The organism is Pseudomonas sp. CM27 (assembly GCF_013179515.1).
In the GTDB taxonomy this organism is placed as follows: Bacteria; Pseudomonadota; Gammaproteobacteria; order Pseudomonadales; family Pseudomonadaceae; genus Aquipseudomonas.
Window position 1 is genome coordinate 1 of sequence record NZ_JABMCN010000090.1, and the last position, 20,512, is coordinate 20,512.

General features: G+C 65.0%; 20 protein-coding genes and 1 pseudogene. 5 read left to right on the plus strand and 16 right to left on the minus strand.

Annotation, left to right across the window (positions count from 1 at the left end):
- Positions 1 to 510, minus strand: a 510-nt coding sequence (locus HP547_RS13280) for a TetR/AcrR family transcriptional regulator (protein ID WP_172286529.1), incomplete at its 3' end; no start/stop codon positions are given.
- A 141-nt stretch (positions 511 to 651) separates the two neighbouring features.
- Positions 652 to 2,406 carry a phosphoethanolamine transferase CptA gene (locus tag HP547_RS13285; protein ID WP_172231763.1) on the minus strand — a complete coding sequence of 585 codons (1,755 nt, stop codon included), beginning with the start codon at positions 2,404 to 2,406 and terminating at the stop codon, positions 652 to 654.
- A 152-nt stretch (positions 2,407 to 2,558) separates the two neighbouring features.
- On the opposite strand from HP547_RS13285, the gene HP547_RS13290 reads away from it, so the two are divergent.
- Positions 2,559 to 2,714, plus strand: coding sequence for a DUF2986 domain-containing protein (locus HP547_RS13290; protein WP_172231760.1), 156 nt, complete (start codon positions 2,559 to 2,561; stop codon positions 2,712 to 2,714).
- A gap of 96 nt (positions 2,715 to 2,810) precedes the next feature.
- On the opposite strand, the gene HP547_RS13295 is transcribed toward HP547_RS13290, so the two are convergent.
- From HP547_RS13295 to glcD, 6 genes are all read right to left on the minus strand, one after another.
- On the minus strand, positions 2,811 to 3,161 hold the full coding sequence (locus HP547_RS13295) for a hypothetical protein (protein WP_172230174.1): 351 nt from the start codon (positions 3,159 to 3,161) through the stop codon (positions 2,811 to 2,813).
- 185 nt (positions 3,162 to 3,346) lie between these two features.
- The gene (locus tag HP547_RS13300; RefSeq protein ID WP_172286530.1) at positions 3,347 to 3,931 is read right to left on the minus strand and encodes a biliverdin-producing heme oxygenase; all 585 of its coding nucleotides are present in this window, start codon (positions 3,929 to 3,931) and stop codon (positions 3,347 to 3,349) included.
- Positions 3,932 to 4,161: 230 nt separating this feature from the next.
- Entirely contained in the window at positions 4,162 to 4,560 is a 399-nt protein-coding gene (locus HP547_RS13305) for a heme-binding protein (protein WP_172230170.1), read from the minus strand.
- A complete protein-coding gene (gene glcF / locus HP547_RS13310; RefSeq protein WP_172230168.1) occupies positions 4,553 to 5,788 on the minus strand; it encodes a glycolate oxidase subunit GlcF in 1,236 nt (411 codons plus the stop codon). Before glcF ends, HP547_RS13305 begins: the two co-directional genes overlap by 8 nt.
- 9 nt (positions 5,789 to 5,797) lie before the next feature.
- Entirely contained in the window at positions 5,798 to 6,850 is a 1,053-nt protein-coding gene (gene glcE, locus HP547_RS13315; protein WP_172286531.1) for a glycolate oxidase subunit GlcE, read from the minus strand.
- Positions 6,851 to 8,350, minus strand: a complete 1,500-nt coding sequence (gene glcD / locus HP547_RS13320; RefSeq protein ID WP_172286532.1) for a glycolate oxidase subunit GlcD — start codon at positions 8,348 to 8,350, stop codon at positions 6,851 to 6,853.
- A 195-nt stretch (positions 8,351 to 8,545) separates the two neighbouring features.
- Between glcD and glcC the strand changes: the two genes are divergently transcribed.
- A complete protein-coding gene (glcC, locus tag HP547_RS13325) occupies positions 8,546 to 9,310 on the plus strand; it encodes a transcriptional regulator GlcC (RefSeq protein WP_172286533.1) in 765 nt (254 codons plus the stop codon).
- A gap of 109 nt (positions 9,311 to 9,419) precedes the next feature.
- Here glcC and HP547_RS13330 read toward each other — a convergent pair whose 3' ends face one another.
- From HP547_RS13330 to HP547_RS13345, 4 genes and pseudogenes are all read right to left on the minus strand, one after another.
- A complete protein-coding gene (locus tag HP547_RS13330) occupies positions 9,420 to 9,737 on the minus strand; it encodes a DUF2388 domain-containing protein (protein WP_016487609.1) in 318 nt (105 codons plus the stop codon).
- 180 nt (positions 9,738 to 9,917) lie between these two features.
- Positions 9,918 to 11,368: pseudogene (locus HP547_RS13335) on the minus strand (aldehyde dehydrogenase family protein).
- Positions 11,365 to 12,333 carry an NAD(P)-dependent oxidoreductase gene (locus HP547_RS13340; protein WP_172286534.1) on the minus strand — a complete coding sequence of 323 codons (969 nt, stop codon included), beginning with the start codon at positions 12,331 to 12,333 and terminating at the stop codon, positions 11,365 to 11,367. Before HP547_RS13340 ends, HP547_RS13335 begins: the two are co-directional and overlap by 4 nt.
- Positions 12,334 to 12,343: 10 nt before the next feature.
- Complete coding sequence (locus HP547_RS13345; protein ID WP_172286535.1) at positions 12,344 to 13,735, minus strand: FAD-binding oxidoreductase; 1,392 nt, start codon at positions 13,733 to 13,735, stop codon at positions 12,344 to 12,346.
- 199 nt (positions 13,736 to 13,934) lie between these two features.
- Between HP547_RS13345 and HP547_RS13350 the strand changes: the two genes are divergently transcribed.
- On the plus strand, positions 13,935 to 15,008 hold the full coding sequence (locus HP547_RS13350) for a GlxA family transcriptional regulator (RefSeq protein WP_172228438.1): 1,074 nt from the start codon (positions 13,935 to 13,937) through the stop codon (positions 15,006 to 15,008).
- Between the two features lie 162 nt (positions 15,009 to 15,170).
- Here the strand turns inward: HP547_RS13350 and HP547_RS13355 are convergent, their stop codons facing one another.
- Genes HP547_RS13355 through HP547_RS13365 form a run of 3 tightly spaced genes read right to left on the minus strand, consistent with a single transcriptional unit; the run spans position 15,171 to position 17,264 of the window.
- Positions 15,171 to 15,509 (minus strand): RidA family protein, encoded by a 339-nt coding sequence (locus HP547_RS13355; protein WP_172228436.1) that lies wholly within the window; start codon positions 15,507 to 15,509, stop codon positions 15,171 to 15,173.
- A gap of 12 nt (positions 15,510 to 15,521) precedes the next feature.
- Positions 15,522 to 15,872, minus strand: coding sequence for a cupin domain-containing protein (locus HP547_RS13360; RefSeq protein WP_172228434.1), 351 nt, complete (start codon positions 15,870 to 15,872; stop codon positions 15,522 to 15,524).
- 12 nt (positions 15,873 to 15,884) lie between these two features.
- The gene (locus tag HP547_RS13365) at positions 15,885 to 17,264 is read right to left on the minus strand and encodes an MFS transporter (protein WP_172228432.1); all 1,380 of its coding nucleotides are present in this window, start codon (positions 17,262 to 17,264) and stop codon (positions 15,885 to 15,887) included.
- A 240-nt stretch (positions 17,265 to 17,504) separates the two neighbouring features.
- On the opposite strand from HP547_RS13365, the gene HP547_RS13370 reads away from it, so the two are divergent.
- A complete protein-coding gene (locus tag HP547_RS13370; RefSeq protein WP_172286528.1) occupies positions 17,505 to 17,816 on the plus strand; it encodes a hypothetical protein in 312 nt (103 codons plus the stop codon).
- 122 nt (positions 17,817 to 17,938) lie between these two features.
- Here HP547_RS13370 and HP547_RS13375 read toward each other — a convergent pair whose 3' ends face one another.
- Positions 17,939 to 19,651, minus strand: coding sequence for an FAD-dependent oxidoreductase (locus HP547_RS13375; protein ID WP_172286536.1), 1,713 nt, complete (start codon positions 19,649 to 19,651; stop codon positions 17,939 to 17,941).
- Positions 19,652 to 19,845: 194 nt separating this feature from the next.
- Between HP547_RS13375 and HP547_RS13380 the strand changes: the two genes are divergently transcribed.
- Positions 19,846 to 20,512: IclR family transcriptional regulator (locus tag HP547_RS13380; protein ID WP_172286537.1), on the plus strand; the 667-nt coding region annotated here is incomplete at its 3' end.

The following is a 20,512-nucleotide window of genomic DNA, read 5'->3' on the forward strand; positions in this document are numbered from 1 at the left end:
CCAGGGTGCCGTGACACAGAGGATGCAGCGGGTCAGGGCGGGGTCGTCGACGGGGATGCCGCTGACCTCGCTGAACAGCCCCTTGAGCAGCGACAGGCGCAGGGGGGCCGCGGCCTGCAGGTGCGCCTGGCCATGAGGGCTGGGGGCCAGGATTTCTGCAGCCAGCACGCGCAGGTGCCAGTTGTCCCGCGCCGAAGTGGCCTTGTGCACCACCAGCTCCACCAGCACCCGCAGTTTTTCCGCAGCCGGCTGCGACCCCTGGATGATGCGCTGCAGGTCGCTGAGGTCGAGGAAGCGCTTTCGGGCCTCGTCGAGCACGGCCAGGTACAGGCCATTGCGGCTGCCGAAGTGGTAGTTGATCGAAGCGAGGTCGACATCGGCCTTGGCCGCGACCGCCTTGTTGCTGGCTTCAGCGTGGCCAAGCGCGGCGAACAATTCGCCGGCAGCTTCAAGGATGCGGGTGCGGGTTGCAGCGCCATCCTTGCGGGGTTCTCGAGGGGCGGTGGACATGGCTTGGGCTCTGCGTCTCAAGGTTTGAGCAGAGCGTGGTGCAGGACAAGTTTAAAATCAATTTAAATTTAATTTATCTGATGGAAATCACCCATCAAATCGCTGCAGGAGCAACTCAAGGCTGCTCCTGCAGGTCGCGGGTCAACGCCCGTTGCTGACGGTCTCCTGCACCCGCTTGGGCTTGTCCAGCGGCAGTTGGTCGAATTCACGCAAGCCGTCCTTGCGGTACGGGTCGCCGATCCAGCGCGGCGCTGCCACGAACTGTGGGCTTACCAGGCTCCTGGCGGGCTGGTATCGGTCGTAGCTCAAGCCAGCCAGGTCGGACAGGGTATGGATCAGGTGCGAGCTGCTGTAGGGGCGGTTGGCCATTGCCTGCAGGTCGCGAGGGTGTGCGGCCTGCCAGCTTGGCGATGTCCACAGCAGGAACGGAATGGTGTACATCGGCCGGGTCGGGGCGCCTTCGTTGCGCCCCAGGCGGTCGTGGTCGCCGGAGCTGTACACGTCTTCACCATGGTCGGACAGGTACATCAGGAAGCCGTTGGGGCTGCCAGCCGAGTAGCGCTTGATCAGGCTCGACACCACGTAGTCGTTGTAGCGCACGGCGTTGTCGTAAAAGTTGTAGGTTTCCACCTGGTCGGCCGTCAGTTTGCCTGGCACGCCCTGGCTGTCGGTGAAGTGCGCGTAGTCCTTGGGGTAGCGGAAGCGGTAGTCCATGTGCGTGCCCAGCAGGTGGACGATGATGAACTTGTTCGGCGCAGGGTCCTGCAGTGCCTTCTCGAACGGCGCCAGCACCACGTCGTCATACTGGCTGGCATTCTGGTTGCGCTGGTTGTTCAGGTACACCGGCACGTCCGTCTGCTGCGAGAAGGTGGTAAGCATGGTATTGCGCTTGGTCATGGTCTGCTGGTTGGTGATCCAGAAGGTCTTGTAGCCTGCCTGTTTCATCAGGTTGATCAGCGACGGGTCGGTGAGGAAGCGGTCCGGGTCCTGCTGGTCACCGAAGGTGAGGATCTGCTGCATCACTTCGATGGTATACGGGCGCGGCGAAACGACATCGCGGAACACCGTCAGGCCCTTGTCGCCGGCGGCCAGTGCGTCGAGGTTAGGCGTGGTGTCGCGGTTGTAGCCGTACAGGTGCATGTGTTCGCGGGTGGTGGACTCGCCCAGCACCAGCACCAGAGTGCGGGGCGCCGTGCCGCTGCTGTCGCGCAGGTTCTGCAGGGGAGGCAGCGCGGCGTTCTGCGCCAGCAGCTCCTGCATGTTGTCCAGTTGCTGGCGGTACTGCCGGTAGCCGACCAGCAGTTGCCAGGGCACGGCAGGTTCCATGCGCTGCTGCACCTTTTCGGCGGCATCGGCGAAGCTGCGTTCCTGGGTGACCATCTGCTTGTAGAACGGGTACACCAGGTTGGCCACCAGCAACAGCAGCACCACCGGCAGGCGGCTGCGCAGCGGCAGGCTGACCGGGCGCACGCGCTTCCACAGCAGCACGGCTACCAGGGTGTACAGCAGCAGCGCCAGGCCCAGGCCGACGCTGAAATACTGGCTGAAGTACTCCCCGGCTTCGGCGGTGTTGGATTCGAACATCACGAAGATGACGCTTTGCGAGAACTCCTGGCGGTAGATGCCGAAGTAGCTCAGGCCCACCAGCGAAGCGGCCCACAGCACCAGGCCGATGACTGCCGCAGTGGCGCGGGTGAAGCGCGGCAGCAACAGTACCGGCGCCAGCCACAGGCTGCTGAGGAAGAACGCATCGCGAAACCCGGCAAACCCGGTGGTACCACTGAACAGCAGCAACGCCTGGGTAACGCCGGAGAAGTACCAGAAGAACAGCAATAGCCAGCCCAGGCCGGCCCAGTCCACGCGCTTGGGCGCGGAGGGGGATGTAGTGTGTGACACGTATGCCTCGTCGTACCTTGGCGGCCAGCGGACATGCCCGCGGCCGGAAAGGGCGTGACGCTAATCTGTCGAGTGTGAAAATAGCGTCAACGAACGTGGGCGGCGCAGGTATGATGGTGTCAGCGAAACCGTACTGACAGGCACCCTGAACCATGAACCGTCGCAAGAAGATCAACCAGCTGTTGAAAGCGCATGCCAAGAAGGCCAGTGCCAAACTGGCGCCGCGCAAGCCCAAGTACATTTGCAAGGCTGACCGTTTGAAGCTGGAGGCTGAGGCGGGGGAGACCGCTGTCGGAGCGAATGGCTGATGGCATCAGGGCTGTCAGCCCTGATGCCATCCCTGTGGGACCCTCACCTGCCAACGAGGCTCCGCAAAACGGCCTCAACCTGCATAAAACACCGGATCAACGGCGATAATACCGGTGCTCGTCATGGTGCCGCTGGTGCAGGGCCCGCTCATGCCGGCGCTCCCAGTCACGGCGCCGTTCCCAGTCGCGCCGGCGCTCCCAATCCCGCCGGGCCTGCTCGCGCCGCCACTGCTCGCGGCGCCAGTCGCCGCGGCGGTCATGCCAGCGGTCGTCATCATGGGCCAGCAGTGTGTCTGGCTGCGCAGCAGCCACACTGGCTACCCGTGACCAGGGGTTGGCAGCAGGCTGCACCGGTGACTGTACGGCCGGGGCCACCGCGACGGGCGCCTTCATTTGTGTTGCCGATGCAGTGCCCATCGCCGCGAACGAGAACAGGCCGAGCAGCATCAACCTAGCGACATGTATTTTCATGAGCGAAGCCCACCTCTGATACCAATTGAGCCATTTGGCCAGCAGGTGCGCAGCGAACCCTGTGTCGCGTTGCGCTACCTTTCTGTGCCTCACAGATAGACCGGCAATCGGGAAAAAGTTCGCTGCAGCAACAACTTGTAGAGAATTGGCGGTTTACACCGCTACGCAAACACCTCACGCAGATGCGCCCTGTAGCTGTCAAACGCGGCGATGGCACCCACCAGCACTTCGGCCTCTTCCTGCTCATCCAGCAGCAGCCCATCCAGCCTGGCAACGAACTCGCGCCAGTGCAGCGCCCGGCCATCCGGGTGCGCTGCCAGGTGGCGGGCGCCGTGGTGCTCATCCAGGCCCAAACGCTGGGTATGCCTGAACAGAAACGCCGCGCCCAGGTTCGAGCCCTCGCTGCAATACAACCAACCCAGCGCCTGGGCCGCACTGGCACAAATCGTTGCGGGCGCTGCCGGCAACGGCAGGCCCAGATCGCGCAGGTCATCCACGACGGCACTGAAGCGCGACAGCTGCATCAGCCCCGGCAACTGCTGGTTGAGTTGCTCGTCCTGGTACAACGCCAACAGGCTGCCGTGAAAGCGATGCTGCACCTGCAGGAAGCGGCCGTAGCGCGCGCGGTCTTCGAAAGGCCGTGCCGCCATCACCAGTTGGTCGACGCTGTCATGGTCGCGGCTGCTGGCCGCCTTCAGGCGTTTGCAGCGGCCCGGCTCCGTGAGGGGGGGAGGTACAACAGTCATTGGCGTATCCATGGCAACGGGCAGTACGCATATGATGCTTGTCGTCCCTGGCCAGCAGCAAGCACCACGCTATGGCCCTAACAGAACACCGTGGGCGGGCGGGTGCCGTTGAAATCGGTGGGTTGAATATGAACGGGCAATGATCGGCTTAGCCCCGAACAACCTTGTGCAAACCGTTTGCCCGTACCGGCCTCTTCGGGGATGAACCCGCGAAGAGGCCGGTACGGGGTTTACAAGGCAGCCGCCCCGGCCTTGGCCACCTGGGCATCTTGCTCGGACTTGACCCCGGACACGCCAATCGCTCCCACCACCTGGCCATCCACCCGCAGCGGCACGCCGCCTTCGAGGCTGGTCAGCAACGGTGCGGTGACGAACGCGGTACGCCCGCCATTGACCATTTCCTCGTAATCCCGCGTCTCTTTGCGCCCTAGCGCAGAGGTGCGGGCTTTTTCCACCGCGATGTAGGCGCTGGCCGGCGCGCAGCCGTCCATACGCTCCAGGGCCAGCGGGTGGCCGCCGTCGTCGACCACGGCGATCGTCACGTTCCATTGCCGGGCCCGGGCCTCGGCGCGGGCGGCGGTGAGCACGCGGGCGACTTCGGCCTGGCCGATCACGAACTTGCTATGCATGGGGGTTCTCCGGGTTCAGGGCTGCTTCGACAATTTCGATCCAGTGCCGCACCGGCGTGCGTCCAGCCCCGTCCAGATGGGCCTGGCAGCCAATGTTGGCAGTGGCAATGACATGCGGTTTACCGCTTTCCAGGGCATTCAGGCGGTTGTCGCGCAGCTGCTGTGACAGGTCCGGCTGGGTCAGCGAATAGGTGCCAGCCGAGCCGCAGCACAGGTGCCCGTCCGGCACCTCGGTCAGAGTAAAGCCCAGGCGCGTCAACAGCGCCTCCACTACACCCCCCAGCTTCAGGGCGTGCTGCAGGGTACACGGGCAGTGAAAGGCCAGGCGCTGCTCGGCGCACAGGCTCAATTGCTCGACTGGCTCATCGCGCAATACTTCTACCAGATCGCGTGACAGGGCGCTGACGCGTGCGGCTTTGGCGGCGTAACGCGGGTCCTGCTGCAACAGATGCCCGTAGTCGCGCACGAACGCGCCGCAGCCGCTGGCGGTTTGCACGATAGCCTCGGCACCGGCTTCGATCGCCGGCCACCAGGCGTCGATGTTGCGCCGGGCCCGTTGCAGGCCTTGCTCCTGAGCGTTGAGGTGGTAGTCCACGGCGCCGCAGCAGCCGGCCTGTTGGATCGGCACCACGCTGATGCCCAGGCGGTCGAGCAGGCGTGCAGCGGCGGCGTTGGTGTTGGGCGACAGCGCCGGCTGCACGCAGCCTTCCAGCATCAGCACCTGCCGCGCATGGCGTGGCGCGGGGCGTATGCCGGGCGCGCTGACTCGGCTCGGCAGCTTGCCCTTGAGCGCCGCCGGCAGCAGTGGACGCAGAACCTGGCCGCTGCGGGTCAGGGCCTTGAACAGCGCCGGGCGCGGCACCACCGCGCGCAGGGCCTCACGCAACAGGCGTTGAGTGAATGGGCGGGGTACCTGTTGCTCGACCACTGCGCGGCCGATGTCCAGCAGGTCGTGGTACTTCACCCCGGAAGGGCAGGTGGTTTCGCAGTTGCGACAGGTCAGGCAGCGGTCCAGGTGCAATTGGGTGCTGGCAGTGACCGGCTCGCCTTCGAGCACCTGCTTGATCAGGTAGATGCGCCCACGCGGGCCGTCCAGTTCATCGCCCAGCAACTGGTAGGTAGGGCAGGTGGCGGTGCAGAAGCCACAGTGCACGCAGGCGCGCAGGATGCTCTCGGCTTCGTCGGCGCGGGCCAGGCGTCGGGACGTTTCGCTCAGGTTGGTTTGCATGGTCTGGCCTCACAGGTCCGGGTACAGGCGGCCAGGGTTGAACACCCCCTGGGGGTCGAGCTGCTGCTTGAGGGCGCGGTGGTAGCGCATCAGCGCATCGGGCAGCGGCGGGCTGCTGGCTGGGCCGGGTGTGTAGAGCGTGGCATGGCCGCCCACCTTGTCAATGTCATGGCGGATGTCCCCGGGCGCTGCCGTGGACTTGAGCCAGCGCTGCGCACCCGCCCAGTCGAGCAGTTGCTGGCCCGGCAGGTCCAGATCGCCGGTGGCCACTGGCACCGACAAACGCCAGAGCGGGGCAGGGTCATCGAAAAAGGCCAGGCGCTGTTCGCGCAAGTCACGCCAGAAACCGCCGTCCAGCACCTCGCCGCCCAGGCGCCGCGCTGCCGACTGCACCGAACCTTCGCCGCCTTCCAGGCGCAAGTACAGCGCGTCGCCGTCATGGCAGGCCGCGCTGATCGGCAATGGCTGCTGGCCCCATTCGGCCAGCTCGGCCAGCGCCTGGTGGCGGCCCATGGGCAGGCGCAGGCTCAGGCATTGACGTGGGCGAGGCAGCACCTTCAGCGACACTTCGGTCAGCAGCCCGAGGCAGCCGAAGCTGCCTGCCATCAGCCGCGAAACGTCGTAGCCGGCGACGTTCTTCATCACTTCGCCACCAAAACGCAGCAGCTTGCCGTGGCCGGTGATCACCCGCGTGCCCAGTACATAGTCGCGCACAGACCCCGCCCAGGGCCGACGAGGGCCGGACAACCCGGCCGCGACCATGCCTCCCAGGGTAGCCTCGTGGCCCAGGTGCGGTGGCTCGCACGGTAGCATCTGCCCGGCCTCGTGCAGGGCCGCCTCGATCTCGCGCAGCGGCGTGCCGGCGCGGGCGGTGAGCACCAGCTCGGTCGGGTCGTAGCTGACGATGCCGCGGTGGCTGCGGGTATCGAGCAGTTCGCCGGCCAGCGGATTGCCGAGCATGGCTTTGCTGTTGCCGCCCTGTATGCGAAGCGGGGTACCCTGGTGCAGTGCCTGATTGACCTGCTCCAGCAGGGCCTGGCTGATGTCGCGGTCCATGCTCATTCAGAAGCGCTCCAGGTCGGGGAAGGGCAGTTGCCCATGGTGGACGTGCATCGCACCGAATTCGGCGCAGCGGTGCAGGGTAGGGATGTTCTTGCCCGGGTTCAGCAGGCCCTGCGGGTCGAAAGCGGCCTTGACTGCGTGGAACAGGGTGATTTCATCGCTGTTGAACTGCGCACACATCTGGTTGATCTTCTCGCGCCCCACGCCGTGCTCGCCGGTGATGCTGCCGCCCACCGCCACGCACAGTTCGAGGATTTTGCCGCCGAGGGCTTCGGCGCGCTCCAGTTCGCCTGGCAGGTTGGCGTCGAACAGGATCAGCGGGTGCATGTTGCCGTCGCCGGCATGGAACACGTTGGCCACGCGCAGGCCGTAATGCGTGGACAGGTCGCTGATGCCCTTGAGCACCCTGGGCAGTTCGCGGCGCGGGATGGTGCCGTCCATGCAGTAGTAGTCCGGGGACATGCGCCCCACCGCCGGGAAGGCGTTCTTGCGCCCGGCCCAGAAGCGCATGCGCTCGGCTTCGTCGCAGGCCAGGCGCACGTCGCTGGCGCCGGCTTGCGCCAGCAACTCGGCGACCCGTGCGCAATCGTCGTGCACATCGGCCTCCACGCCGTCCAGCTCGCACAGCAGGATGGCTGCTGCGTGCACCGGGTAGCCGGCGTGGATGAAGTCTTCGGCGGCGCGGATCGCCAGGTTGTCCATCATCTCCAGGCCGCCAGGGATGATGCCGGCGGCGATGATTTCGGCGACCGCCCGGCCGGCATCCTCGACGCTGTCGAAACTGGCCAGCAGCACCCGTGCCACCTGGGGTTTGGGCAGCAGCCTGACGGTGACTTCGGTAATGATCCCTAGCATGCCTTCGGAACCGGTGAACAGTGCCAGCAGGTCGAAGCCGGGGCTATCCAGGGCATCGCTGCCCAGGGTCAGGCGCTCGCCCTCGATGGTGAGGATGTCGACCTTGAGCAGGTTGTGCACGGTCAGGCCGTACTTCAGGCAGTGCACGCCACCGGCGTTTTCGGCAACGTTGCCGCCGATGGAACAGGCAATTTGCGAGGACGGGTCGGGCGCGTAGTACAGGCCGTGGGGGGCTGCAGCCTGGGAAATCGCCAGGTTGCGCACGCCGGGCTGCACGCGGGCAAAACGGCCCTGCGGGTTGACTTCGAGGATGCGCTTGAAGCGCGCCATCACCAGCAGGATGCCCTTGGCCAGCGGCAGCGCGCCGCCCGACAGGCCAGTGCCGGCACCGCGTGCGACCACCGGCACGCCACGCTGGTGGCAGAGCCTGAGCAAGGCCTGCACCTGTTCCAGGCGCTCGGGCAGCGCCACCAGCAGCGGCACCGTGCGGTACGCTGACAGGCCGTCGCATTCGTAGGGTTTGAGGTCTTCCTGGCGGTACAGGATTTCGAGGTCCGGCAGCGCATCGCGCAACGCGTGCAGCAGCGCCGTCTGGTCCACGGCGGGTAGCGCGCCATCGACACGTTCGTCGTACAGGATATTCATCGGCTCACTCGGCAACGGTTTTTGTTGTTGTTGGCAAAGCGGTCACCCTTGCAGCCTGCGTGCGCCGGCGGTGTTGGTCGAGAGGCAGAACCAGTGGTCCTACCAGTTCTTCGGCATGGTGCTGGTAATTGATGGGTTTACCGGGCTAGATTGGAAACAGCGGTGCGAGTGGTCCTACCAGTGTGAGGGAGTGCAGTGGGTACTGAAGGCAAGACCAAAGTCGCCGATCAAGTCGCCGAACGAGTCGAGCGGCTGGTTGTTGAAGGCGTGCTCAAGGTCGGCCAGGCACTGCCGTCGGAGCGGCGGCTGGTGGAAAAGCTGGGTTGTTCGCGCTCGGCGTTGCGCGAGGGCCTGCGCATCTTGCGAGGGCGCGGCATCATTGATACCGAGCACGGGCGTGGCTCGTTTGTCGCCGACCTGGCCAGCCAGGCGGGCGCGACGCCTTTGATGCACCTGTTCAACTCGCAGCCGCGCACGTTGTTCGACCTGCTGGAAGTGCGCGCGTTGCTGGAGGCCGAATCGGCGCGCCTGGCGGCGTTGCGCGCCACCGAAGTCGACCGTTTGCTGATCCGCAGGCGCTACGAGGAAATGTTGGCGGCGCATGCTTGCGCAGACGCGCTCGATCCCCGCGAGCATGCCCGCCGCGACCATGCGTTCCATCGGGCAATCAGCGAGGCGTCGCACAACCCGGTGCTGGTGCATACCTTGCAATCGCTCAGCGACCTGACCTTGAGCACGGTGTTTGCCTCGGTCAATAACCTGTACTGCCGGCCGGCGCAGAAGCGCCAGATCGACCGGCAGCATGCGCGGCTGTATCACGCGGTGATGGAGCAGTTGCCCGAACAGGCGCAGCGGGCGGCGCGCGAGCATATCAACGGGATCCGCGACAGCTTGCGCGAGATCGAACAGGAAGAGCAGCGACTGGTGAGGGCTACCATGCGCATGGATGGTTGGGGGTGATGTTTGCCTTGGCCGACCTCTTCGCGGGTAAACCCGCTCCCACAGGGACGGCGTCGGCCTGAGGGCGGCGGGAGCGGGCCAGCCCGCGAAAGGGCCGGTGCAGGTTTACTCAATGGTCGGCTATGCGGTCATCCTGCGAAAGGATTGCGCGGGCCAGCTCTTCATCGTTGGCCTGCAACCCCGGATGATCCTTGCGGGCCTGTTCCAGCGCAGACTCCACATAGGCGCCGCGGATAGCCCCGCCACTGGCAACAAAGGCAGAGAGCTCGTCACGGGCCGGGATGATCCGTTTGTCGTCCTTGAAGGTCGAGTACAACGAGGCGGAAACACCGGCCGAGGTGGCGACGTCGCCCGCATCGACGCGGGCCAGGGCGGCACCGGCAGGCAGCAGGAGCAGCAGCGCAGGGGCGAGGAGTAGGTGGCGCATGTCGTGTTCTCCAGTAGCGTGAAGCCCAAGGAAATAAACCACTCAGTGAATAAGAGGGTGCAGGAGTGCAGGTAGTTCCCTGGGCTGTGCTGGAGATTGCCGATGTTGCTTTGACTGCAACAGCCCTCTGTAGGAGCGGCCTTGCGTCGCGATGGGCCGCCAAGCGCCCCCCGGCCCCGATCAGGCCAACTGATAAGTGGTCTTGACCCGGGTGAAGAACTGCCGCGCATGCGTACCTTGTTCACGTGATCCCAGGCTAGACGCACCATTGCCGCCAAACGGTACGTGATAATCCACCCCGGCCGTAGGCAAGTTCACCATCACCATCCCCGCCGAACTGTTGCGCTTGAAGTGCTCGGCATGGCGCAGCGACGTGGTGACAATACCGGCGGACAAACCAAACGCTGTGTCTTCAGCCGCAGCGAGCGCTGCCTCATAGTCACCCACCTTGAGCACACTCAGCACCGGCCCGAAGATTTCCTCGCGGTAGATGCGCATGTCCGGGGTGACCTCGGTGAACAGTGCCGGGGTAAAGAAATATGCCCCCGCCTGGTTGTCGATACGCTCGCCGCCACACACCCGCTTCGCACCCTGTTCAAGGCCCGCAGCCACATACGACAGGTTTTGCTCCAGCTGCCGGCTGTCGACCACCGGCCCGATATCAGTGCTGGCCTGCAGTGCATCCCCCACCTTCAGCGCCCGGGTACGTTCGGCCAGGCGCGCGACAAAGGCATCGTGAATGCCTTCGGTCACGATCACCCGCGAGCTGGCGGTGCAGCGTTGGCCGGTGCTGTAGAACGAGCCGTTCAGCGCCACGTCCACTGCCTGCTCCAGGTCGGCATCGTCGAGCACCACCAGCGGGTTCTTGCCGCCCATCTCCAGCTGCACCTTTTCATCCCTTCGGCGGCCAGGCGAGCGATCTGCCGGCCGGTGTGCTCGGAACCGGTAAAGCTGATGCCATCGACCAGTGGTGAACGAATGATCGTGTCACCCACGCTGCGCCCTGGGCCGATCAGCATGTTGAACACACCAGCCGGCAAACCGGCCCGGGCGATGATCTCGGCCATGGCCCAGGCCGAGGAGGGCACCAGTTCGGCGGGTTTGAACACCACGCAGTTGCCAAAGCACAGGGCCGGGGCGATCTTCCATGCCGGGATGGCAATGGGGAAGTTCCAGGGGGCGATGATTCCGACCACGCCCAGCGGCTGGGTGAACACATCGATGCCGACGTCCTGGCGCACCGACTGGTACTTCTCACCTTCAGCGCGCAAGGCTTCCTGGGCGTAGAACTTGAACGAGCGCCCGGCGCGGTCCACTTCGCCCAGGGCTTCGCGAACGATCTTGCCTTCTTCGCGGGCCAGCAGCACGGCGAGCTCTTCACGGCGGGCAAGAATCTCGGTGCCGATAAAATCCAGCGCATCGGCGCGCTGCTGCGGGTTGCTGTGTGCCCAGGCCGGCTGCGCCCGACGCGCAGCAGCGATGGCCTGTTCGGTCAGCCGCTGGTCGGCGCGCTCGAAGCATTCGACCACTTCACCCGGGTTGGACGGGTTGCGGTTTTCCAGGATGTCGGCGCTGCTGCCGAGCGCAACGAAAGTGCCGTCGACGTAGCTGCTTTTGGTAACGAGGGTCATGCGCTGCGGATCCTTTTGGCAGAAAGCTGGCGGGCGACGAAGTCGCTGATGTTGTCCACGGCGCTGTCCATCAGCTGCTGCATGGCGTCTTCGCTGCTCCAGGCGATATGCGGGTTGAGCAGGAAGTCGTCGCGCTCGATCAGCTGGAACAGCGGGTTGCTTGGGTGCAGCGGCTCGACTTCGACCACGTCCAGTGCCACGCCACCCAGGCGGTCTTGCTGCAGTGCCTGGATCAGCGCCGCTTCGTTGACCACACCACCACGGCCGGTGTTGATCACGAGGGCGTCGGGTTTCATCAGCGCCAGTTGCGGCGCATCGATCAGGTTGTGGGTTTCTGCTGTCAGCGGGCAGTTGATCGACAGCACATCACAGCTTTTCAGCAGTTCGGCCAAAGGCCGGCAGTCGGGACCCTGGCGCTGGCCGCCGCGGTCTTCGAACAGCACCTGCATGCCAAAGGCCCGCGCCAGGTGCGCCAGGCGCAGGGCAATCGGGCCGCTGCCGATGATTGCCAGCTGCTTGCCTCGCACATCGCGGATTCGGTGGTTGAAATAGATGTTCTGGTACGGTTTTTCACCGTCGTGCACCTGGCGCATCAGGCGGGTGAACGCGGCCGGGCGGCGGAACAGTTCGAGGATCATCGCCAGGCTGTGCTCGGCCACGGTATTGGCCGCATAGCCTGGTACGCTCGACACTTCGATGCCGTGGGCCTCGCAGTAGTCGACATCGACGATGTCGCGGCCGGTCAGGGCCAGCGAGATCATCTTCAGCCTGGGCAGCTGGCGCAGGTGCTCTTCGCGCAGCGGCACGCTGCAGGTCAGCGCCACGCTGGCGTTCTGCAGGTGTTCCAGCACCTGGTCGGGGTGGGTGTAGGCGAACTGCTGCCAGCTGTGCTCGCAGTCAGGGTGCTTCAGGCGGGTGGAAGGCGCCAGGCCTTCGTCGTCGAGGAAGACGATATGTTCGCTCACGGTGGTGTCCTTATTTCTTCTGCGCCGGGACGTAACCGGCCGGGGCCATGCCGACCAGCTGGCGGGTGATGAAACCGGCGTCCTGGTCGTGGTCTTCCAGCGACTCCTTGCGCACCAGGGCATCGCGGACCAGATGCGCGCCAAAGAAGCGGAACGGCTCGGGTGGCAGCAGCTTCATCTTTTGGTCGACCAGGCCGCAGTTGGCCCACTCGTCGTTGGCGTGGGTGGCCAGCGACTTGATGATGCGGCTGGCGAATACCGTGGTGGCCACGCCATTGCCGGAGAAGCCGATGCCATAGCTGACCGTCTGGTGTTGGTCGAGGTAGCCGAAGTTGGGCAGGCCTTTCATGGCGCGGTCGATCGGCCCGGTCCAGCTGCTGACCACTGGCACCTCTGCGAGCTGCGGGTACAAGCGGCGCAGTTCGGCGGCCACCTGGTCGGCAGCGGGTGAGGGTTTTTCATACAGGTTGCCGATGCGCCCGGCATAGGCGAACTGGCCCAGCGGCTTGCCGAATACCACGCGGCCGTCCGGGGTGTTGCGCCAGTAGTTGAGCACAGTGCGCGAGTCGGTCATGCATTCACCGCCGCTGAAGCCGATGGCATCGAGCTTGGCCTTGACCGGTGCGGTGGCGACCATGTCGCTGGACATGATCGCGATCATCCGGCGCAGCTCGGGGAACTGCGCGCCCCAGGCATTCAGCGCCAGCACCACGTGGTTGGCCTTCACCTGGCCTTTGGCGGTGTGCACCACCGGGTTTTTGCCACGCTGCAAGTGGGTAAACGGCGATTTCTCGAAAATCTGCACGCCCAGTTTCAGCGCCACGCGGCGCAGGCCGCGCGCCAGCATGGCTGGCTGCACGGTGGCGGCGTTGGGGTCGAAGATGCCGCCCAGCACCAGCGGCGAGCCTACACGGCCGCGGATGGTCTGGCGGTCCAGCTCCTGAAACGGGTTGACGTCGAGCTTCTGCAGGCCGTCGGTGAGCACCCGCCAGGAGTTCATCTGCCGCTGGTTGGTGGCGGTCCACAGCCAGCCGTCCTTGCGGTACTGGGCGTCGATGCCGTGTTCCTGGCAGAAGCTGCCGATCTCGTCGATGGCCGACTCGGCGGCCTCGCAGATGCGCCGGGCCTCCACGTCTCCGCAGATGGTGCGTACCGACAGGTACTTGCCCCACCAGTTGGTGGCCACGCCACCGTTACGCCCGCTGGCACCCGAGCCGCAGCGGTCGCGCTCGACGATGACGACGGTTTTTTCCGGGTGAGCCTGTTTCAGGCGGATGGCCGACCACAGGCCAAGGAAACCACCGCCGACAATGCACACGTCGGCTTGAATCGAGTCCTGCAGGGCAGGGGCCAGGTCGTTGTCCAGGTCAAGCGCCTGGGCATACCAGAATCCACGGTACATGAGGGTGCCTCTGAGCATGTTTGTCTTGTGTCTACATGATGCTCAGCGGGCTGGCAGGGCCGATATTACAGTCATGACAATTGATAGAACGGCGCCGCCTTTTGTCATGGATTTCCTATTTGTGGGGATGCATATGATATGACGGACGCAGGGCGCGCTTTAGAATGGCGCTATTGCGGATGTCATGAGGCTTACGTCCATGGTTGCTGAACTACAAATGGAACAGCGCACACAACCGGCGCCAGCGGCCGTCATCGCCGCCCAGGTCAAGCCCGAATTGCGCGTGGGCTTCGTGCTGATGAACCACTTCACCCTGGTGCCGGTGGCCGGGCTGGTGGATTCGCTGCGCTTTGCCGCCGACAAGTCGTTCCGCAGCCAGCAGGTGTTCTGCCAGTGGGACTGGATGACCCTTGACGACCAGCCGATCACCGCCAGCTGCGGCATGCCGATTTCACCAACCAAGCCGCTGAACCTGTTCGCCCAGTACGACTACATCGTGCTGGCTGGCGGCCTGCTGGAAGAAACACGTAACCCGCCGGCATGGTTGCTGGATGCGCTGCGCGAGGTGCATGCGGCCAATATCCCGATCATTGCCCTGTGTTCGGGCTCGTTCGTGCTGGGCAAGGCCGGGCTGCTCGATGGCCGCCGCTGCGCGTTGCACTTCACCTTGCGTGACGAGTTCAGGGAGCGCTTCCCGCTGGCCACGGCGGTGATCGACAAGAGCTATGTGGACGACCGCGGCATCATCACCTGCCCGGGCGGCACCGCCATCGACCTGGCGGCCAACCTGATCCGCAGGCATTGCGGCGCGGTGCGGGCGCAGAAGGGCCTTGAGTACCTGCTGGTGGATGAGCGCGCCGACGAGCAGGAGGGCAAGCCGGCCGGTGACAGTGTGTACCAGAACGACCGCGTGCAGCGGGCGATCAGCTTCATGCGCGCCAACCTCGATGCGTCGATGACGCTCAAGGCCGTGGCCGAAGCAGTGGGCACACACCCCCGGCAGTTGCACCGCGAGTTCGTCGCCAACACCCAGGAGCCGCCTGCCAACTACTGGCGCAAGCTGCGCCTGGACCATGCCCGGCGGTTGCTGGTGAATACCAGCCAGAACATCACCACCATTGCCCTGGCGTGCGGGTTTTCCGATGCTTCGCACTTCATCTTGTGGTTCCGCAAGCAGTATGGCGAGACGCCTTACAGCTTCCGCAAGCGGCGCCATGAAGTGGAGCGGTTTGACTGGCATGGCGACAAGGTGGGGCTGGACCCGGAGTTGTAAGCACCTGGATGGCGTCGACTTGAAACCCTGCACGATCTCTGCAGCAGCAGCCTTGTGCTGCGAAGAAGGCGATACTGCCGAAGCAGGTCGGTTGCCGAATGCCCTCTTCGCAGCACAGGCTGCTCCTGCAGGATCCCGCGATAGCTTGATTGCGCAGGGGATTCAGCGCTGGCCGAAGGCCTGGATCTCGATGCGGTACTCCGGCGCCGCCAAGGCGGCGCCGACGCAGGCTCTGACAGGTGGCTGGTCACCGACCCAGGCGTCATACACCGCGTTCATCGCCGCAAACTCGCTCATGTCGGCCAGCCAGATCTGCACCCGGGTCAGGTTGCCCTTGCCCGCGCCGATCTGCGTCAGCCACTGCTCCAGCTGGGCCAGCACGCAGCGGGTCTGCGCGGCGATGTCACCCGGTTGCAGGGCGACGATGCCCGAGGTTTCGATACGGTTGCCCACCAGCACCATCTGGCTGGCGCGCGGGCCGGGGTTGATGCGTTCGATCATTCGACTGCCTCCTCAGAACAGCACGTAGGTCTTGCGCAGGGTTTCGCGAATGTCCCACACACCCTCGCAGTTTTCCGGGAACAGCACGGCGTCCCCGGCGCGCAGTTCCACCGGCTCGCCACCGTCGGGGGTGAAGGTGCAGCAGCCGCTGATGATATGGCTGAACTCACGGTTTTTCAGGTGTCGGCGGAACACTCCCGGGCTGCTTTCCCACACGCCGATGCTGGCGCCGACAGCTTCGTCGGTCTGGTCCTGGGCGGTGGCCGCCTGGGCAACGGGTTCGCCGATGGGCAGGCGGGCAGGGGCCGGTGCACCCAAGGTGGTGGCGGCTGCATTGCGGACAACGGTAAGGACTTGGCTCATGAAATGGCTCCTTCAGGCTTTACGAGCGACGGGGTTGGTGGTGGATGACCGAGTACCGCTGCCAGCACCCAGGGCGGCGGCCTGCTGCAGGTCGAGCTTGCTGGTCTCGGGAGCCAGCCACCATGAGATCAGTGCGCCGAACAGCGAAATCAGCGCGGCGGCGAACATGGTGTTGGCGACCCCATAACTGGCAAGGGAGATCGGCACCAGGTAGGTCCCCACGGCGGCGCCGATGCGCGACAGCGAGGTGGCCAGGCCAACGGCCGAGGCACGGATCTCGGTGGGGAACAGTTCGTTGGGGTATACGTATTCGAGCACCTGGGCACCCCCGATCAGCACCGCATAGGCGCCGAACAGCACCAGCACGGTAGTAGGCGAGGCGTCCGGGAACGCGCCCAGCATCACCAGCGACATGCCCGACCAGAGGAAACTGTGGATCAGCATCTTGCGCCGGCCCAGGCGGTTGATCAGCCGGGTCGCCAGCAAGCAGCCCAGGGTGAACAGCAAAGTGATGACGATCGAGCCGTAGGCCGCCCAGTCCCCGGTCAGTTGCAGCGCCTGCAAGACCTTGGGGGCAAACGAGTAGATCGCGAACAGCGGGACGATGGCGCAGGTCCAGAACAAAGTCACGAACGCCATGCGCTTGCCATAGCCGGAGTGGAACAGCGACCACACCGACACCGGCTTGTCGCTGACCTGCTCCGGCAGGTCGGCCACGCCATAGTCCGGGCCGTAGACTCTCTTGATCACGGCATCGGCCTCGGCAGTGCGGCCTTTGCTCAACAGCCAGCGGGGCGACTCGGGGGTGCCGCTGCGCGCCACCAGGAACAACGCACCGGGGATCAGGGCACTGGCCAGTACATAGCGCCAGCCATCCTCGCCACCCACGCGCAGCAGCAGTTCGCCCACCATGTAGGCCACGGCAGCACCCGCGAACCACATCAGCACCATGGCCGCAAGCAACGGCCCGCGCTGCTTGCGTGGCAAAAATTCAGCCAGCAGCGAGGTGGCGATGGGGTAGTCGGCACCGACGGCGATACCGATCAGCAGGCGCCAGGCGAACAACGCCCAGGCCGACTCGACCCAGAACTGCGCTACCGAAAAGCCGACAATGGCGATCAGGTCGACCAGGTAGAGCACTTTGCGCCCGTACTTGTCGGTGAACCAGCCACCGAGAAAACCACCCAGGAAAACCCCGATCAGCGCCGAGGCGGCGATCAGGCCCTCCCAGAAGGCCGACAGTTGCAAGGCGTTGGTGATCTGCAGCATGGCCACGCCGATAATGCTCAGCACATAGCCGTCGAGGAACGGGCCGCCGGCGGAGTAGACGGTGAGCTTGCGGTGGAAGGCATTAAGCGGGGCATCTTCTACAGAGCGTTTGGAAGTGGTCATTTGACTTGCCTCTTGTTGTTATTCACGCGTCAGCGCGGCGGCACTATGGCACCGGGGTTGCGGGGCTCCATATAACGGCTGGGACGAGTCATGGGATGCGCTGGCGAGGTGTGCCGAGGGCTTATGCAAGTTGTCCGGGATGTTCTAGAGGGGAGGGCGGTGGCTTTTCTAGGGTGGGCTTGCCCGCGAAGCAGGCGCTGAAGATCCCCCAGAACAAACACAAGAACCCGGGATCCGTTCATGACCCGTCTTCCCTTGCAATCCCTCGACGGCGACCACTACGACGTGGTGGTCATCGGCGCTGGCGCAGTCGGTTGCGCCGCTGCCCGGCAACTGGCCGCGCGCTACCCGCTGTGGCAGATCCCGTTTCGCCCGTTCGACATGTGGCAGCGCCTGCGCTACACCCGCCAAGTGATGCGCTGCCGCGCCGAACTGGTCAAGGACATGCCCGACCACCTCACCAGACACCGCTTCCACGGGTGGCTGGAAGGGGCCACTGGCCTACCGGCGCCACAGCGTGCAGCAGGTTGCCAGCGCGGCAGGATGAGCTGAAGCATTTCGAGGACGATACGGCGCGGGTGTACCGCCAGCTGTAAAGCGGCTCAAGGATCAGCCTTGGGGCTGCGCAGCGCCGCGCGGGCGGCGCTGGACCTCAACGGCCCGGCAAACCAGCCTCACTCATGGCCCTGCACCCCGGCAATATGCCGCCCGGCTACATAGCCAAAGGTAAGCGCCGGCCCCAGGTTGATCCCCCCCGACGGATACCACCCGCCAAACACGCTGGCCATGTCGGTACCGGCCGCATACAGGCCCGGAATCGGCTGATCCGCCTGGTCCAGCACCCGGGCACTGCCATCGGTGCGCAGCCCGGCAAAGGTACCAAAGCAGCCAGGCTTCACCTTCACCGCATAGAATGGCCCATGCTCGATGGGCGCAACGCAAGGGTTAGGGCCCTTGTGGCCGGGGTCGCCCTGCTTGCGGTTGAACGGCGTGGAACCACGGCCAAACGCCGGGTCCTGCCCGTTGCGGGCATGGCCGTTGAAGTTGTTGACCGTAACGCGCAACCCGGCAGCATCGATACCACAAGCTTCAGCCAAGGCTTCGAGCGTGGCGCCTTGCTTGAGGTAGCCGCTGCGTACGTGCGGCCACACCGGCAGTGGCGCCGGGCGGGCATGGCCCAGACCGTAGCGGCGCAGAAAGCGGTGGTCGCAGATCAGCCAGGAGCACACTTCCTCCCCCTGCGGCACCGCCGCGACCATCGCCGAGACATAGTCGTAGTAACCATGCGCTTCGTTGACGAAACGCTTGCCGTTGGCCAGCACCCCGATGATGCCTGGTTTGCCGCGTTCGATGATGTGCGGAAAGTGGCCGACGCTGCCATCGCGGTACGGCACCTGCGATACCGGCGCCCAGGCCACCGCCGATTTCAGGTCGGTAGCCACCACGCCACCGGCCGACTCGCCCAGGCGCAAGCCATCGCCTGAGCAGCCCTTGGGTGGCAGGGCCAGGTTGTCATGGCCGCTGGCATCGCGCGGGAACAACTGCTGGCGCCGGGCGTTGTCGTTGGGGAAACCGCCTGCCGCCAGTACCACGGCCTTGGCGCGGATCAGCTGCTCGCCGTGCGCTGTGGTCACCCACGCGCCGCGTACCTGGCCGTCCTCGACCAGCAGGTGTCTGGCCGGCGCCGACTCCCGCAGCTGCACCCCCAGGTCCTGTGCCGACTTGGCCAGGCGCGCCACCAGCGCCACGCCGTTGACCAGGTGCATCGCCCGGCCGTATCGGGCCAGGTGGTAAAGATGGCAAGCGAAGCGTTTGCACACGTGCAGCAGGGCCTTGGGTGAGCGGGTCATGTTGAGGAACGCCGCCAGGTCGGCACCGGCCATGATCGGCATGCCCATGAACGAGGTTTCGCGCATCGTCCTGCGCAGGCGCGGCAGCAACTCACCGACTTCACGGGCGTCATAGGGCGCCGCGATCACCTGGTGCCCGCCCTGGGCCGCGCCAGGCGTGTCGCCATGCATATCCGGGATACCATTGCCGTCGGCAAACTGCAGCGCCGTGTGCTTTTCGAAAAACGCCACCATGTGCGGGCAGGCTTCAAGGAAGGCATCGACGCGCTCTGCGTTGTAACCGGCGCCCAATTCATTGCGCAGGTAAGTCCGTGGCTGCTCGATGTCTTCCTCGATGCCGGCCCTGCGCGCCAGCGGGTTGCGCGGCACCCAGGCCCAGCCGCCGGACCACGCGGTGGCGCCGCCGAATACCGGCTCCTTCTCCACCACGATCACCTTCTGCCCATGCCAGGCTGCCGTTACGGCCGCTGCCAGCCCGGCGGCACCTGAGCCTATGACCAGTACATCGCATTCGGTTTCGACGGGGGTGGAAGGCATTGCGTAATCCCTCTTTTATTATTGGAACGTGATTCCATATTCTCTATGCGGGGCCAGCTGACTTTCAAGGTCAGGTTGCTGGAACCGGGTGAGTAATGGGCGATCACCGGACATTTAACGGGGTCTGGGCTGCAGGGCTATCTGTGATGTGGAATCATCTTCTAGAATCCAAAAAAACTTCAGGGACCTGTGTCATGGCTGGCAGTCAGATCGAACGCGCCTTCAGTCTTGTAGAAAGCCTTACCGGCGAACCGCAAGGGTTGCCGCTGCAAACCCTGGCCGAGCGCCTGGATATCCCCAAAAGCGCTGCACACCGCATGCTTGCCGAGCTGATACGGCTGGGTTATGTGCGCCAGAACCGTGACAACAGCCGCTACCAGTTGTCGGCCAAGCTGGTGGCCCAGGGCTTCCGTTACCTGGCCAGCAGTGGTGCCGACATCATCCAGCCAATTCTCGACCGCCTGGCCCAGGACAGCGGTGAACTGGTGCGGCTTGGCGTGATCGATGGCGCTCGCCAGACCTGGATCGCCAAGTCCCAGGGCGCCCGTTCCGGGCTGCGTTACGACCCGGACATGGGCCGCGACGCCCCGCTGTTCTATACCGCTTCGGGGCATGCCTGGCTGGCCAGCCTGGACGATGAACAGGCCGTCCAGATGGTGCTGCGCCAGGGCATTGCCGACCCTGCGCAGTTCGGCCCGAATGCGCCGCGCTCCACCGATGATCTGCTTGCCTACCTGCAGGGCGCCCGCGAACGTGGCTATGCCTGGGTCGAACAGACCTCGGCCATCGGCACCTCGGCCTTGGCCGCCGTGGTACGCCGCCCGCAAAGTGACGAGGTCATCGGCGTGCTGAGCATCGCCG

Bases quoted from the DNA above. Each gene is read 5' to 3' on its own strand.
- HP547_RS13360 (WP_172228434.1), bottom strand. From the start codon at position 15,872: ATGAGCCAAGTCCTTACCGTTGTCCGCAATGCAGCCGCCACCACCTTG.
- HP547_RS13300 (WP_172286530.1), bottom strand. From the start codon at position 3,931: ATGACTGTTGTACCTCCCCCCCTCACGGAGCCGGGCCGCTGCAAACGC.
- HP547_RS13330 (WP_016487609.1), bottom strand. From the start codon at position 9,737: ATGCGCCACCTACTCCTCGCCCCTGCGCTGCTGCTCCTGCTGCCTGCC.
- HP547_RS13350 (WP_172228438.1), top strand. From the start codon at position 13,935: ATGGTTGCTGAACTACAAATGGAACAGCGCACACAACCGGCGCCAGCG.
- glcF (WP_172230168.1), bottom strand. From the start codon at position 5,788: ATGCAAACCAACCTGAGCGAAACGTCCCGACGCCTGGCCCGCGCCGAC.
- glcE (WP_172286531.1), bottom strand. From the start codon at position 6,850: ATGAGCATGGACCGCGACATCAGCCAGGCCCTGCTGGAGCAGGTCAAT.
- HP547_RS13345 (WP_172286535.1), bottom strand. From the start codon at position 13,735: ATGTACCGTGGATTCTGGTATGCCCAGGCGCTTGACCTGGACAACGAC.
- glcD (WP_172286532.1), bottom strand. From the start codon at position 8,350: ATGAATATCCTGTACGACGAACGTGTCGATGGCGCGCTACCCGCCGTG.
- HP547_RS13295 (WP_172230174.1), bottom strand. From the start codon at position 3,161: ATGCTGCTCGGCCTGTTCTCGTTCGCGGCGATGGGCACTGCATCGGCA.
- HP547_RS13355 (WP_172228436.1), bottom strand. From the start codon at position 15,509: ATGATCGAACGCATCAACCCCGGCCCGCGCGCCAGCCAGATGGTGCTG.
- HP547_RS13290 (WP_172231760.1), top strand. From the start codon at position 2,559: ATGAACCGTCGCAAGAAGATCAACCAGCTGTTGAAAGCGCATGCCAAG.
- HP547_RS13305 (WP_172230170.1), bottom strand. From the start codon at position 4,560: ATGCATAGCAAGTTCGTGATCGGCCAGGCCGAAGTCGCCCGCGTGCTC.
- HP547_RS13375 (WP_172286536.1), bottom strand. From the start codon at position 19,651: ATGCCTTCCACCCCCGTCGAAACCGAATGCGATGTACTGGTCATAGGC.
- HP547_RS13370 (WP_172286528.1), top strand. From the start codon at position 17,505: ATGACCCGTCTTCCCTTGCAATCCCTCGACGGCGACCACTACGACGTG.
- HP547_RS13365 (WP_172228432.1), bottom strand. From the start codon at position 17,264: ATGACCACTTCCAAACGCTCTGTAGAAGATGCCCCGCTTAATGCCTTC.